The following is a 14,015-nucleotide window of genomic DNA, read 5'->3' on the forward strand; positions in this document are numbered from 1 at the left end:
AAAAATTGATGAATAACCAAATAACCGGTTATTCGTAAAATTCGTTAAATTTATTTTATACAGCTTGTTGCTGTAAGCTTTGTAGCGTCACATGTTTCACATCAACCAACTTATTTAACTGGCTGGTAAGCAAATAAATTGGTTTATCACTATCAACCGTCATGGCCATATTATATTGGCCATCGTCCATATTGAGCTGCAAGTGAGTCAAGTCAAAACCACGATGACGTACGACACGTAAAAAGCGCTCGATTGCGACACTTTGACTTTTTAAGGCAATTGTTAAGTTGTGTTTCATTGTGCTTTCTCCGTCATCATTTCATCGTTAGCAGCCCCAGGCGGAACAAGTGGCCATACGTTTTCTTTATCATCGATACAAGCATGAACAATGTAAGGCCCATCGCTATTTAATAAGGCAGTAATTGCATCATCCACTTGATTGGCATGGGTAATCGTTTGCCCAGGAATACCAAAAACAGCCGCTAGCTGTACAAAGTCAGGGTTATCTGACAAGTTAGTTTCGCTATAGCGCCCTTCAAAAAATAACTCCTGCCATTGGCGCACCATGCCTAAACGCTGGTTATCAAGTATCAGTATTTTTACTGGTAAATTATTACGGCGAATAGTGGCAAGCTCTTGAATGTTCATCATGATTGAACCATCACCTGAAACGGTGATGACAAAGTCATCTTTACGCGCTATCTGTGCACCTATAGCCGCGGGTAAACCAAATCCCATAGTGCCTGCACCACCACTGCTCAAATGGTTGCAAGGGTGGCTAAACTTCATGTGCTGAGCTACCCACATTTGGTGCTGGCCCACATCGCAGCAAACAACACTGGTGCTTGGCATACGCTGGCTTAGTTGATTAAGTAAATAAGGGGCAAATACTTTTTCGCCAGGATAGTCGTAGCGCCATGCATGCTTAACCATCATTTGTTTATTATGATCGCACCACGCTTTTGGTGTAACCACGCACTCAAGGGCGGGAAGTGAAGTTTTTAAATCTGCAATTAATGACGCTTTTGCGGGTTTACGTTTACCGACCTCGGCTGCATCTATGTCTAAATGAATCACGTTTGCTTTTGCAGCAAACTTAGCTAGGTTGCCTGTTACACGGTCATCAAAGCGAGCGCCAATACACACTAATACATCACATTCTTGCACGGCTAAATTAGCCGCTTGACCGCCATGCATACCTAGCATCCCTAAATCATATTCGTAATCAGGTAATACACTGCCCAATGCTTTAAGAGTTGAAACCGCAGGCATTTGCGTTTTATTTAAAAATTGCATTAACTGCGCTTGCGCATCAGCGGCATGAACGCCCCCACCAACATACGCTACGGGTTGCTTGGCTTCACTGAGTAATTGATTGGCGATAGCAACTTGGTTTAAATCAAGTTGCGGTAAGTATTCATCTGCCGCTAACCAAGGTTTAAAAGGCACCTGCGCCATTTGAATGTCTTTGGGGATATCAACTAAAACGGGGCCAGGACGGCCGCTTTGTGCTAAATGCATCGCTTCTTGTAATATTTCGGCTAAATCTTCTGCTCGCTCAACCATGTAACTGTGTTTAGTACATGAAAGCGACATGCCAAGCACGTCAATTTCCTGAAAAGCATCAGAGCCAATAGCGGCGGTTGGTACTTGCCCTGTAATAGCAAGTAAAGGCACTGAGTCCATCATGGCATCTGCCAATGCGGTAATTAAATTAGTAGCTCCAGGGCCTGATGTTGCCAAGCACACACCTAAACGTCCAGTACTGCGTGCATAGCCCACGGCGGCAAACCCTGCACCTTGCTCATGACGAGTAAGATAATGTTTTACAGGCGCACCATACAAGGCATCGTAAATGGGCATAATAGCACCACCTGGGTAGCCAAATACTTCATCTACGCCGTGTTTGGCGAGTAAATCTATTGTTAGTTCTGCGCCTGTCATTAGTAAATCCTCATTCCTGTTTGACAACCCATTAAAAATTTAACTCTAAAACTAAAAAGCCCCCCGGACGGTTAAGTGCGGAGGGCTTTTCAATGCTTAGTTTTTTAAAGCACTACGAAGCCCTCGCGGGAATAATCACCACGATAATAATCAGGACTAGGTTAAGTGCATTTTTAAGCATAAAATTCAGTACCATTTAAGATTTAGTCACTGCGAACATCTTGTTTCGCTGTCTTTTTATATTAGTACCGCGCTCAGGGCGGTAAGTCAACACCAAATTCAATTCAAAATAATTATAAAAACACGCTTGCTCAGGTTTTAAAATTCAATTAAACGAGGTTAAATAGATTTTTTATCCCTTCATTTCAATTCAGGAAATTCACTATTCTTATAACACTGAATTCTGGTTTGATTAATTTTTAGTAAGCCACCTCATTTTATCTAACAAAATTAAAATAAATCGATTTCTTAAGAGTTTCTTAAGCCTGGCAGCCTAGCATAACAACGTTCACGAAAAAGAGGCGTGTTATGAACTTAACTTTCAAACTCAGTAAGCAACCGCAAGAAAATACTAAAAAACGCTTTTATTTTAATTGCAGTGCTAATGCATTCATTATTTTTATGGCTTGTTATTACGGCTTAGTTATTAATATTCCATTTATGCATGGTGCGTTTAGCGCTATTACCTCGTTGCACACATTTTCATGGCTATTTTTGTTTTCTGTGCCGTTACTACTGATTTGTTTGTTAATCATATTCTTTTCAGTGGTTTCTATTCGGGGAATACTAAAACCCATTAACTACTTGCTGCTAGTGCTCTCGAGTGCGGCGTTATATGGCTCATTGAACTATGGTGTGGTGTTTGATTATTCCATGATACAAAACACCGTCGAAACTGACTCTAGTGAAGCGTTAAGCTATTTAAACCTGCAACTCGTTGGCTTTTTACTGCTTTTTGCCGCATTACCTGTCTTTATTTTGAGTAGAATAAAAATAAACTGCGCCCGCCCATACAAAGAAGTTATTAGTCGTCTTAAACTGCTTTTAGCAAGCTTTGCACTGATTGCATTAGTGGTCGTTAACTTTTACGCCGATTACGCGGCAACGGGTCGTAATAACCGTATTCTTAAAAAAGAAATTATTCCATTTCAATATCTCTCTAGTGGCTACAAATACGCCCGTGACCAGTTACTTTATAGCGATATTGAATTTAAAAATATTGATACCACGCCAACTTTAGCATCGCCAAGTACAACACGAGTTACTGTCATCGTGGTAGGTGAAACCGCTCGAGCTGAAAATTTTGCCTACCAAGGCTATGAGCGTAATACCAACCAATACACGCAAAAACATAATGTCACTTATTTCGATAACGTATCGTCGTGTGGCACGGCCACAGCAGTGTCAGTACCATGTATGTTTTCACTGCAAACTCATGCCAATTTTTCTCGTTTAGACAGTGATAACCAGCAAAACGTAATTGATTTGATACAACAAGCAGGCGCAGATGTCTTATGGGTTGATAATAACAGTGGCTGTAAAAACGTCTGCACACGCGTACCTACCATTAATATTGATACCAAAGCATTTGAACTATGTGATGGTAAATACTGTTTTGATGAAGCGTTACTAGCCCCTTTAAAGCACAAGCTTGCCAATTTGAGTCAGGCTAATACGGTTATAGTGCTGCATATGATGGGTTCACATGGCCCTACTTACTTTAAGCGCTACCCTGAAAAATTTAAACAGTTTAGTCCAACCTGCGACCGCAGCGATATTCAAAACTGTAGCGCTGAAGAACTGGTTAACACCTACGACAATACAATTGCTTATAGTGATTTTATCAACGCTCAAGTTATTGAACAGTTAAAGGCACTGCCAGCTAATATTGATAAGCAATTACTGTATGTGTCTGACCATGGCGAGTCGCTCGGTGAAAATGGCGCATACTTACATGGCTTTCCCTATGCATTTGCACCAACAGCTCAAACCCATGTGCCTCTTTACATCTGGGCTGATGAGCATAATCAGCGCATTACAGCCAAGTGTCTAAACAACTTAAATAGCACTTTAGCGCAATCACACGACGCTATTTTTCATACCCTTTTAAGCTTAACCGGTGTTGCGAGTAAAACCTACCAAACCTCTGAAGATTTACTCGCGTCATGTCAAACGATTAACCATAGCGAAACTAAAATATGAATAATAAAACCGTTATAAAACGCCAAGGCCTAATGCGCCTAATTTTTACCTTAAGCCATACATTTAACGGCCTAAAATGGATGAGCCGATTTGAAGCTGCATTTCAGCAAGAGTTGGTTTTATTTAGTTTGCTAGGCGTATTTGCCTGCTTGCAAGAAATTACTTTAAGTAGCAAATTAATCTTGATTGCCAGCTTATTGTTTGTGTTATTTGCTGAGTTGGTCAATACCGCAGTCGAAGTGGTGGTTGATCGCATCGGTAGCGAATATCATGAACTATCAGGCCTAGCTAAAGATATTGCATCCGCCAGTGTCTTTATCGCCATGCTTATTGCTATTTTAGTTTGGTGGTCTGTGCTATGGACTTAATCAGTAGCACTAAAAAAGTATTGGGGCCATTGTGGGTTTTAGCGGTATTTTTTTTCGCACTCCTATGCTTGCTAACTTTTGCGCGATTAGGTTTAAGTTTGTGGCAAAGTGGCCGTGTATTTACCGAAGGCGCCTGGCACTTTGTTTTTGTAGGCGGTTTACGTGTTGATATAGCAACATTATGCTACATCATAACCCCCGCTTTGTTACTAACACTTGCAGCACACGCTCTCAAATTAACTGCTTATATTCGAGGAGTCGTAAAGTGGTATTTAGTAATAATGGCTGCAATGTTAGTGTTTTTTGAGGTTATTACACCCACGTTTATTAACGAGTACGACTTACGCCCTAATCGCCTATTTATTGAATACCTTATTTATCCTAAAGAAGTCTCTAAAATGATTTTTTCAGGTTACAAACTCGAAGTCCTCTTCGCTGTTTTAGCGCTCTTTTTCACCATTAAATTTGCTAACAAAATTCTTAATCAGCAATGGCAAAACCGCTCGTCCCTAGGGGCAATAAAACTATCACTGTTAGCTGTTATTATATGTAGCCTAACACTGTTAGGCGCTCGAAATTCATTAGGCCATCGTCCATTAAACCCCGCTATGGTGGCATTTTCGACCGACCACTTGCTGAATGACCTCACGCTTAATTCATCATATAGCGTAGCATTTGCGTTAAAACAGCTCTCCAATGAGCAATCAAGTCAGGCATATTATGGCAAGGTCCCTCAAGAGGAGTTACTCGCCACAGTACGCAGTACCATGCAAAATCCTCAAGCAATATTTAATAATCCAAATGCCCCTACTCGCACTTTTCATCAGGCAAGCTACCAAGGTAAAAAGAAAAACCTGGTTATTATTCTGCAAGAAAGCTTGGGCGCTCGTTATGTAGGTACCTTAGGTGGCTTACCCTTAACGCCTAATATAGATACACTTTATCAACAGGGCTGGGGATTTGATAACTTATACGCTACCGGCACTCGCTCTGTACGCGGTATTGAAGCAGTTATAACCGGTTTTACACCGACTCCCTCACGCGCGGTTGTAAAACTCGATAAATCACAACGTGACTTTTTTACCTTGGCTAGTTTTTTAGCAAAGCAGGACTACCATACTCAGTTTATTTATGGTGGAGAAAGTCACTTTGACAACATGCGCAGCTTCTTTTTGGGTAACGGCTTTAGTGATATTGTTGATAGTGAAAGCTTCGATAACATTAACTTTAATGGTTCATGGGGCGCATCTGACGAAGATTTATTCACTCAAGCAGATAAAGAGCTGAATAAATTACAACAACAGCAAAAGCCATTTTTTAGTCTGATTTTTAGTAGTTCTAATCATAGCCCTTATGAATTTCCGGACGGTAAAATAGTCCTGTTTGAGCAACCAAAGCAAAGCCGTAATAACGCAGCTAAATATGCAGATTATGCCCTTGGCACATTCATTGAAAAGGCGAAAAAATCATCCTACTGGGACGATACTGTGTTTATAGTGATTGCTGATCACGACTCACGCGTGTCTGGTTCCAGCCTTGTACCTATTGATCACTTTAGAATTCCTGCGGTTATTTTTGGAAACGGTATTAAGCCCAAACGCGATCATCAATTAGCCAGTCAGCTGGATATTCCTGCCACCTTACTGTCGCTTATTGGCGCCAGCGGTGAACACCCAATGATTGGTCACGATCTCACTCGCCCTGTGGCCAAAAATAAGCAGCGTGCAATGATGCAGTACGATAAAAACTTTGCTTACATGCAAAACGATAAAGTTGTTATTTTGCAGCCAGATAAACCGGCAACCACCTATATTTATAAAAATAAGCAATTACACCCCAAGCATAACGATAGCGCACTCATCAAGCAAGCTCGTGCGCTGGCTAATTATGGCAACATGGCCTACAGCAATAATTGGTATCAATAACACCGAAAAATGCCTGATTGATTAATCAGGCATTTTTACGTTACCTATAAAGTAAACTAAGTTAGTATTTATAAAACAACTTAAACTTGGATAGGATTTTATGAACGTGTCATTACGTATTAGTCAGTTATTTATGGTGTTATTACTTTTAGCCTTTAGCGTCAATGGCTATGCAGCACCGGCTCTATTCAAAATAGAAAAACAAGGCGCTAGCTCGTATTTATTTGGCACCGTGCATGTGGGTGATGCCAGCATGAAAGGGCTACCACAAAAAGTCACTCACGCACTGGATAACAGTAATCAAGTTGTTGTTGAAGTAGATATTAGTAAACTATCACCATTACAAATGCAGCAACGTTCTATGCCGTTTATGTTGCTTACTAACGGGCGCACACTGCAGAGCGAGCTTTCAGAAAAAAATTATCAACTCCTCAAAAACTACTTTGCTAAAAAATCGATTGATATTGCCATGTTCAATAGTTTTAAACCTTGGGCTGTTATGTTGACCATGATGCAAATTGAGTTTCAAAACGCGGGCTATTCAGATAAAAACGGTATCGATAAGCAAATACTCGAGTACGCGCAAAAGCACAGTATTAACATTGCGGAGCTTGAAACCATAGAGCAACAACTACAGATGTTTAATGGCTTAGAGTCATTAAGCAATGCCATGATGGCAGAAACTTTTGAGCAACTAAGCGATATTAATACCTACTTTATCACCCTAGTGGATGCATGGAAAAAGGGCGATATGCAAACCCTAACCAGCTATTACCACACCAGTTTTGATGACAGCCAATACGGTCAACAAAGCGAGCAAGTGATGCTGATTGAGCGCAATAATAATTGGGTCACTCAGCTCACGCCTAAACTTGAACAAGGTAAGGTGTTTATTGCGGTAGGTGCTCTGCACTTAGTTGAGCAGCATGGTTTAATTAAACAACTTCGCGACCAAGGGTTTAAGGTTACTCAGTTATAAACAAGCTTATATAAGCGTCTCACTATGAGCAGCTTGTTGCCCATAGTGAGCCGGTTTAAAATCTTCCATTTTTAAGGTGTGTTCAATCCCTTTAATGGTATCTGCTGCATGATGGTTTACATAAATAACGGTACTCGTTTTTGCAGCACACACCTTTTCAATCAGCAGTAAAACGCGTTGACGATTTGCTTCATCAAGCCCTAAACATGGCTCATCTAAAATAAGCAAAGCAGGATGTTTAACCATTGCGCGCACAATCAGTAATAGTCGCTGATCGCCATACGATAGCTGGGTAAAAGCGCTATTTGCTTTGTCACTTAACCCTATTAGTGCCAACCACTCTTTAGCTAAACGCGTTTGTAACTCACTGGCTTGTTGATATAAACCAATGCTATCGAAAAACCCTGAAATAATAGTATTAAGCGCCGAAATACTCACTCGATACTGCAAATGTAGCGTATTTGAAATATAACCAATGTGCTGTTTTATATCCCAAATACTCTCCCCTGTGCCACGCTTAAAACCAAACACTTCAATCTCATTGTTATAGCACTGAGGGTTATCACCTGTAATTAAATTTAATAAACAGGTTTTACCTGAGCCATTTTTCCCGGTGAGTTGCCAGTGCTGATATTGGTTAATCGTCCAGTTTAAATTTTCAAAAATTGCTTGTTCGCTGTAACGCACATGGGCATTAGTGAGCTTAACGAGTGGCGTGTTTGTCGCTGATTTAAAACAGCATTCAGGCGCATCGGGAATACTTAATGATGTATGATCTAAATGAAGTAATTTGAATAAATCCGCTCGTTTTGCTGCACACGGTTTTGCCAAGCTATGTTGTAAACGACCATTGCTCACATAAGCAAAGTGATCAACAAACGCTGGAATTTCGTCAACACGGTTTAGCACAAACACAAAGCAGGTTTGTGCGCTCAACTGCTGTAATAGATGGTTTAGCTGCCCAACCGATTCAGAGTCTAAGCCATCAAATGGTTCATCAAGCACAACTAAATCACAGTTAGCAGATAGCGCTTTAATTAATAATAATTTACGCGTTTCGCCAGTAGATAAATCAGTAAAATCACGATTAAGTAAGGCATCAAAATTAAAAGCGGTGATTAACTGTTGGCATAAATCGCTATTTATTTCAGGCTCAGCAAAGAGCATGTCCGTTACTTTTTGTGGCTTTTCACTTTTACGATGCGTGTTAAGTAACTGCTTTTGTAGATCACTTGACACTAATTGTAGTTTGTTAAAGGTACTATGACGTTGCCCGCTTTGTTGTTTTGCTTCACCAATTAACGCTGCTGCGAGTGCTGATTTTCCAGCACCATTCCCCCCGAGTAATACCCAATGTTCACCCCGCTTTACTTGCCAAGTTAAATCGTCGATACAATACCGAGCACTGTCATCGGTAGATAAATAACCACTAAATTGCTGTAGTAAAATTGAGCGCACATTAGATCCCAAAACAGAGCTTAAAAACTCAAATTAACGTAATAAGGAATAATTAGGCAAGTGAGATTTAATCAACCTCAGGTAGAAAAGCATCGTTTAGCGCCGCGATTATGCTTTGCTGATCTATGGGTTTATGAATATGACCTATTGCTCCACAAGCTTTAGCGCGAGCAAGATCACTATCAGAGGTGTTTGCGGTAACCACAATAATCGGCAGTGTTTTATCGTTATCACGCAAGATTTTAGTGGCTTCAAACCCATCCATAACCGGCATATTTAAATCCATAAAGATGACGTCATAAGATTTTTTGGCGACCATTTCACACGCTATTTTGCCATTCTCAGCGCATTCTGCGTGTATGTTCAATGCGGTTAATAGCTTAGTGAGTACCAGCATATTAAGTGGGTTATCTTCAACGACTAAACAATGTAAGTTATCAGGAATTGACGATGACTTGCTTAAAGTAGTATCCATCTCTAATGGTAATGTTAAAAATACAGATACCCCTTGCTGATGATTATTTTCAAAACAAATTTCACCCTTTAAGGCCTTAACAATATATTGTACACGGGTAAGCCTGTTCTGAGTCCTTGAAAATGGTTACATTACTCAGTGCTGTCTAATTCTAATTGCTCGATAAGGTGATCAAAGCCACAGCCGGTATCCTCGACGATCAACGATAGTTGGTTATTGTTGAGCGTAGCGATGACTTTCACCTCTCCTTGCTCTGTAAACTTTAATGCATTACTAAGTAGCTCATTAACTATTTGTTGTAAGCGTGCATGATCTACAATTACCGCGCAGTCTAAGCTCGCTGCTAACTCTCTGATTAACTTTAACCCTTTTTCAGTACAACCATATTCATACACAACTAACACTTTATTTATGGTGGTTAGTAAGTTGTCAGAGGTCGAGTTTAACGACCAACGATTTAAACTCAGCGCTTGTAAATCTTGTAATTCATCTAACATCGCCAACAACCTCGCCGAGCAATACCGAGCTTGGCGTTGTATACCCTGCTGTGAAGTGGGAATTTTTAGCTCATCGATCGAGGTAATTAACCCCTGTAATGGAGTTCTAAATTCATGACTGGCTCGTGCAATAAAGTGTTCTTTGTTATTACTTACCTGCTCTGCAAACTCTTTTTGTTGTTGATACTTTTGTAAGGTCTGCAGAACTCGTTTTTCCATCGGCATAAACACAAATCTAAGTTCTAAAAACAATAATGCCAGAGTAAAAAACCAACAAAGCAGTTCAATACTAGAGATTCAATCAACCTTTTTTACCGCTTGTTGCTCAAATAAGCTCACCGCAGTGTCTAATTTTTTAAGTAATGCTTCAACTTTGCCCACAGAATACGAAGCCAAATTAATAGGCTCCTTTTGAGAAACCAAATTTTTAGCTTGCGTTATAAAGGCCAACACTTCTGCATCTAAGTTGCTTGGGGAGGCATAATATAAATCAAATAAAGGTGTATTTAGATAAACTGCGTTACCTTGCTCATCTTTAGTGAGTAAATATTCATGGGCTTGTTCAAATAACTCAAGGGAGTGTTTTAACGATTGAAGATGTTGTGCGTGATTATCCGTTTGATTAATTAATGCATTGCTATGCCAAGCTATTTTTTGCGAAAGCATACGTTGCTTGCCAGCTATATTGATAATTTTTGCACTGAAAAGAAGTATTGCATCAGTAATGCAGATACGCTGACCAGCAAGGCAATAGCAACTAAAGCCCAACGATAACGTTTGCGAATACTCTTAACAATGTTGAACCTAAACTAGGTTGCTTTTTTGTTTTAATTGTAGCCTAAGCTTAGCAAACCAATTACTAAGTTATTAAATACAAAAAACCCAGCTAGTTAAGCTGGGCTCTTGTAACCGTTTAGCGTGTACCTAACGATTTTCTAGTCGATTATAATCAAACATGCCAAATTCAACCCCTCGGTACTGGCGGGCAACCTGATGTAAAATATCGCTGTATTGCCAAAATTGCGGGTGAGTTCGACGAATCGCAAACTTAGACTTTAAAGCGCGATAATCAGCTTCCACTTGCATTAGCGGTAACTGTTCTGCAAAGGCCGAAACCTGTTGGGCGTTATTTAAATACCAAATTGCAGAAGGGTAATCACCAATAAAGCCCGGAACTATTGTCACCGTATCTTCTTCATAGGCGCGCTGTCCATCTTCGTTTAGTAGGCTCGAAATATTATAGTGCGCGTTATGGTGAATAATCGTATAGCCTGTGTGGCCATCCTGCTCTTTCACTAGCACATAAGATAGCTGTGGCAGTAAGTTAACTGCTTTAGCAGGCATGGTATTAATCGCACTTAATGGTGCGGGTACTTTTTTATAGTCATAACGAGGACTTAAAACGGGCTCTAATGCCTCTTTAATTAAGCCATATAGCTCTGATTGCGGTTCATCTGTTTGATAGTTAATACCGCTGGGTTGACTAAACTCACGATTGTTTTCAAAAAAGGTCGACAAACTAGGTGGTGATTTTCGATACCAACTCTGTTTAATTGTCTCTCGCTGAGTTTCAGGTAACAAAGCTAAAAAGTTGTGCTCACCCTCTAAACGTAAAAAGTCCATGTATAAGCGCGTTATTAATTGATGGCCAATATTGCCATACACATCAAAGCCCGCAACTAACAAGTAATGAATACGCTCAAACAGCGCGTAATCAAGCACCCACATAGTTTTAGGTTGTTGGCCAATAAAGCCTTTAACTACAGTTGCACTATCAAAGTGTCGAAAAATAGTCAGTGCCGCATTTTGATTGTGCCCATCCCCTTTCCACAATAAGTCAGTGGTTAAATGCTCGCCGTTTTTAAACAGATTATTAGCAAGCTCTACCTTGGCTTTTAAGTAACGTTTTTCGCGAACCGAGTATTTTACCCAATTAGAAATCGGTAACGCATTACTTTCCTCTGCTGCGGGCAACTCTAATGCATCCTCATGTTGTACCAGCATTTTACCTACCGCCGGAGTCGCTACCTTTTTAGGATCAGCAAACGCCACCCAAAAATGATCATTAATCACATTGAGTGCTATTTGACCACGACAAACAGGGCCTTTAATAAAGCCCATAATAATTAGCTCAGCTTCATCGAGCATAAATTGATATTTTGCATCTATAGGCAGTGCTTCAAACGTTTTAAACGGGTTTGATGCAAGGGTAGGCTCATAGCTTGGTAAACTAGATACAGTGTAATTTGGCGCAATAAATTGCTGGTAAATACGTGCCAACTTTTCATCATTAAGTTTAAGCGGTAAATGCGTTTTTGATAAAATAGTAGAACGGTCGTGAAGCAGTCGATAATAAACACGCTCAACGTTTGGGTTATCGTAAGGGCGACGAGAACTTATTAATTTAATGTCTTCACCAGGGGGAGTACTTGAGCGTACCAACTTAAAAAAGTTAGGTGATTGTGCATCACTAAAGTAGATGTGTGCTAAAAACCAATGCTCATAAATATAGCGCGCTGATAATTGGTACTTCAAACCATCTTGATTTAAAAATGCTTCCCAGTTTTTTACTTGCGCAAGCTCAGCAGCTGATGGCGGCTTGATGTGCGCCATTTTCCCGCCTTTTTTGATCCAGTTTTGTAAGTGCTGAAATTCAGCAGTAGTCACTCCAGGCAAGCCATAAGGCATACCCGCATGCGGTTGCTCATCCGCTAATTGGTCAAACTCACCCATCGTCGCACAACTTTGGTTGCGGCTAAGCGAAAAATCAAAACGTTCATCTAATACTTCATCTTCTGGCAAGGGTGAACTTTGCTTTAATACCAGCGTATTAAATAACACACTACCCGCTAAATTGGCTTCTTCAGTTTGTGCTCGCTCGTTTAATACCGGGCTAAATTCTTTATCTCGCCATTGCTCAGTCGTGGTTGCATCAAATAATAATCGGCTCGGCGTTGAGGCTAACAACCGAGTACCATCGTAAACCAGCTCTTTACTGAGACCTCTGTCGATACCTTCAGGAGAAGAGAGTTTTAATTGGCAAGGCGCATCATAACAGCCATGACAAACCACGCAGCGGTTATCGAGTACAGGCTTTACTTGCTGTAAAAACTCAGCCCCAGCACCGCTATTATGAGCAACTATACGATCTTGTGTTTGCTCAGGACCGAATAATTCATTGTAATGTGCATTACCTAAGTAAGCACAACCACTTAAGATAATCAGTACAAAAGTACCTATAATATTTTTTTTCATTATTCTGTCTCATCACCTAAATCGAACGTAGGCATCATATCGATTTGCGGTGATACGAATGTTAGGTTTTCAACAGTAGTCACCACAGCGCTTAATAGAGGCCCCTGTGTTATGGTTAATTGAGCATCATGCTCGCTATGCGCTACGGTAGCAAAGCTTGAATTGATGATATTCAACTCATAGTCTGCAATGCTAATGCCTATACTACTGTCAGCACTGGGGTTCTGGCATAGTTGAGTAAGTAGCTCATCACTTAAAATAACTGAAATTTCCAAGTCAGGCTGCGCTAAGTCACGGGTACTTAGTGTTTCATCTAGAATAAATAAAGGAAGGGTTAAATTGCTATCTTGTTGAAGTTCCATTGGACTCTCTGCGCTACTGACTATTTAATTATTACCTATTATAACAACGTTCCAACTTAAATAACGATAAACAAGCCTTAAAATAGTTTCGTTAATTTTTTAAGCAGCGGTATCAATGCTGCTTTAAACTTCGTTACGACAACAACAGGAACGCCAAACTTCACTCACTAAAACCTGAAACCTGCAGCATTACAGTAATTGAGAACTCAACGATCGTTGCTACAAAGCACCGATGCCCAAGGTAATTGCAGAACCTTCATGCTTTACCCTCTAAGTTCGATAAAACTCAACCCAAGTGACAGTGTTAAAATTAACACCGAGCTGCTTTACCTAACACCTTGCACCTGAAACCTTTATTTTATTGCAGGCATTAAAAAACCCGAGGCTAAGCTCGGTTTTTTTCGTATTAATTAGCTAGGCTAATTATTACTCTACGATAGTTGCTCGCCTAAGGTAACTGCGCCACCTTCACATGATGTAAATCGCAGCCATTAAAAAAGGCCACCTAAGTGACCTTTTTCTAACAATTAACTTAAACGTTAATTATTAC

At 40.2% G+C, this 14,015-nt stretch carries 9 protein-coding genes and 1 pseudogene; 4 read left to right on the plus strand and 6 right to left on the minus strand.

Going from position 1 to position 14,015, the window contains the following annotated elements:
- Window positions 1-55: 55 nt before the first annotated feature.
- Window positions 56-298: an acetolactate synthase 2 small subunit gene (gene ilvM / locus MTN96_RS15575; protein ID WP_008112745.1), complete on the minus strand. Its 243-nt coding sequence runs from the start codon at window positions 296-298 to the stop codon at window positions 56-58.
- Window positions 295-1,944 carry an acetolactate synthase 2 catalytic subunit gene (gene ilvG, locus MTN96_RS15580; RefSeq protein WP_138622887.1) on the minus strand — a complete coding sequence of 550 codons (1,650 nt, stop codon included), beginning with the start codon at window positions 1,942-1,944 and terminating at the stop codon, window positions 295-297. The genes ilvM and ilvG overlap by 4 nt, the downstream gene beginning before the upstream one ends.
- 528 nt (window positions 1,945-2,472) lie before the next feature.
- Between ilvG and MTN96_RS15585 the strand changes: the two genes are divergently transcribed.
- The 4 genes from MTN96_RS15585 to MTN96_RS15600 all read left to right on the plus strand — a co-directional run bounded on the left by MTN96_RS15585 (window position 2,473) and on the right by MTN96_RS15600 (window position 7,418).
- Window positions 2,473-4,146 (plus strand): phosphoethanolamine transferase, encoded by a 1,674-nt coding sequence (locus MTN96_RS15585; protein ID WP_248532179.1) that lies wholly within the window; start codon window positions 2,473-2,475, stop codon window positions 4,144-4,146.
- Complete coding sequence (locus MTN96_RS15590; RefSeq protein WP_008112748.1) at window positions 4,143-4,514, plus strand: diacylglycerol kinase; 372 nt, start codon at window positions 4,143-4,145, stop codon at window positions 4,512-4,514. Before MTN96_RS15585 ends, MTN96_RS15590 begins: the two co-directional genes overlap by 4 nt.
- On the plus strand, window positions 4,505-6,439 hold the full coding sequence (locus MTN96_RS15595) for an LTA synthase family protein (protein WP_248532180.1): 1,935 nt from the start codon (window positions 4,505-4,507) through the stop codon (window positions 6,437-6,439). The genes MTN96_RS15590 and MTN96_RS15595 overlap by 10 nt, the downstream gene beginning before the upstream one ends.
- A 100-nt stretch (window positions 6,440-6,539) precedes the next feature.
- A complete protein-coding gene (locus MTN96_RS15600) occupies window positions 6,540-7,418 on the plus strand; it encodes a TraB/GumN family protein (RefSeq protein ID WP_069438789.1) in 879 nt (292 codons plus the stop codon).
- Window positions 7,419-7,424: 6 nt separating this feature from the next.
- Here the strand turns inward: MTN96_RS15600 and modF are convergent, their stop codons facing one another.
- The 4 genes and pseudogenes from modF to MTN96_RS15620 form a co-directional block, all read right to left on the minus strand.
- Window positions 7,425-8,876 (minus strand): molybdate ABC transporter ATP-binding protein ModF, encoded by a 1,452-nt coding sequence (gene modF / locus MTN96_RS15605; RefSeq protein ID WP_248532181.1) that lies wholly within the window; start codon window positions 8,874-8,876, stop codon window positions 7,425-7,427.
- Window positions 8,877-8,943: 67 nt separating this feature from the next.
- Window positions 8,944-10,645, minus strand: a pseudogene (locus tag MTN96_RS15610) (response regulator).
- A gap of 127 nt (window positions 10,646-10,772) precedes the next feature.
- A complete protein-coding gene (locus MTN96_RS15615) occupies window positions 10,773-13,103 on the minus strand; it encodes a fatty acid cis/trans isomerase (RefSeq protein WP_248532182.1) in 2,331 nt (776 codons plus the stop codon).
- Window positions 13,103-13,465: a hypothetical protein gene (locus tag MTN96_RS15620; RefSeq protein WP_036981026.1), complete on the minus strand. Its 363-nt coding sequence runs from the start codon at window positions 13,463-13,465 to the stop codon at window positions 13,103-13,105. Before MTN96_RS15620 ends, MTN96_RS15615 begins: the two co-directional genes overlap by 1 nt.
- Between the last annotated feature and the right edge of the window lie 550 nt (window positions 13,466-14,015).

This window comes from Pseudoalteromonas sp. 2CM28B, from assembly GCF_023161935.1.